This window comes from Nocardioides sp. YIM B13467, assembly GCF_042788075.1.
Taxonomy (GTDB): Bacteria; Actinomycetota; Actinomycetes; order Propionibacteriales; family Nocardioidaceae; genus Nocardioides.
In genome coordinates, this window is record NZ_JBHZPJ010000045.1 from 1 (window position 1) to 1,720 (window position 1,720).

The window sequence follows — 1,720 nt, forward strand, 5'->3', positions numbered from 1 at the left end:
TCTTTGAAAACTAAACAAGACAAAACGTACCTGTTAATTCAAAGTTTTAAATAAATCGCACAGCGATGTGCGTAGTCAGTCAAACTACTTTATCGGAGAGTTTGATCCTGGCTCAGGACGAACGCTGGCGGCGTGCCTAATACATGCAAGTCGAGCGGACAGATGGGAGCTTGCTCCCTGATGTTAGCGGCGGACGGGTGAGTAACACGTGGGTAACCTGCCTGTAAGACTGGGATAACTCCGGGAAACCGGGGCTAATACCGGATGGTTGTCTGAACCGCATGGTTCAGACATAAAAGGTGGCTTCGGCTACCACTTACAGATGGACCCGCGGCGCATTAGCTAGTTGGTGAGGTAACGGCTCACCAAGGCGACGATGCGTAGCCGACCTGAGAGGGTGATCGGCCACACTGGGACTGAGACACGGCCCAGACTCCTACGGGAGGCAGCAGTAGGGAATCTTCCGCAATGGACGAAAGTCTGACGGAGCAACGCCGCGTGAGTGATGAAGGTTTTCGGATCGTAAAGCTCTGTTGTTAGGGAAGAACAAGTGCCGTTCAAATAGGGCGGCACCTTGACGGTACCTAACCAGAAAGCCACGGCTAACTACGTGCCAGCAGCCGCGGTAATACGTAGGTGGCAAGCGTTGTCCGGAATTATTGGGCGTAAAGGGCTCGCAGGCGGTTTCTTAAGTCTGATGTGAAAGCCCCCGGCTCAACCGGGGAGGGTCATTGGAAACTGGGGAACTTGAGTGCAGAAGAGGAGAGTGGAATTCCACGTGTAGCGGTGAAATGCGTAGAGATGTGGAGGAACACCAGTGGCGAAGGCGACTCTCTGGTCTGTAACTGACGCTGAGGAGCGAAAGCGTGGGGAGCGAACAGGATTAGATACCCTGGTAGTCCACGCCGTAAACGATGAGTGCTAAGTGTTAGGGGGTTTCCGCCCCTTAGTGCTGCAGCTAACGCATTAAGCACTCCGCCTGGGGAGTACGGTCGCAAGACTGAAACTCAAAGGAATTGACGGGGGCCCGCACAAGCGGTGGAGCATGTGGTTTAATTCGAAGCAACGCGAAGAACCTTACCAGGTCTTGACATCCTCTGACAATCCTAGAGATAGGACGTCCCCTTCGGGGGCAGAGTGACAGGTGGTGCATGGTTGTCGTCAGCTCGTGTCGTGAGATGTTGGGTTAAGTCCCGCAACGAGCGCAACCCTTGATCTTAGTTGCCAGCATTCAGTTGGGCACTCTAAGGTGACTGCCGGTGACAAACCGGAGGAAGGTGGGGATGACGTCAAATCATCATGCCCCTTATGACCTGGGCTACACACGTGCTACAATGGACAGAACAAAGGGCAGCGAAACCGCGAGGTTAAGCCAATCCCACAAATCTGTTCTCAGTTCGGATCGCAGTCTGCAACTCGACTGCGTGAAGCTGGAATCGCTAGTAATCGCGGATCAGCATGCCGCGGTGAATACGTTCCCGGGCCTTGTACACACCGCCCGTCACACCACGAGAGTTTGTAACACCCGAAGTCGGTGAGGTAACCTTTTAGGAGCCAGCCGCCGAAGGTGGGACAGATGATTGGGGTGAAGTCGTAACAAGGTAGCCGTATCGGAAGGTGCGGCTGGATCACCTCCTTTCTAAGGATTTTAACGGAATATAAGACCTTGGGTCTTATAAACAGAACGTTCCCTGTCTTGTTTAGTTTTGAAGGATCATTC

At 53.3% G+C, this 1,720-nt stretch carries 1 rRNA gene; it reads left to right on the forward strand.

The window, feature by feature from the left end:
- The first annotated feature begins 89 nt into the window (after positions 1-89).
- Positions 90-1,639 (forward strand): 16S ribosomal RNA (locus ACFX43_RS07335).
- The last annotated feature ends 81 nt before the right edge of the window (positions 1,640-1,720 follow it).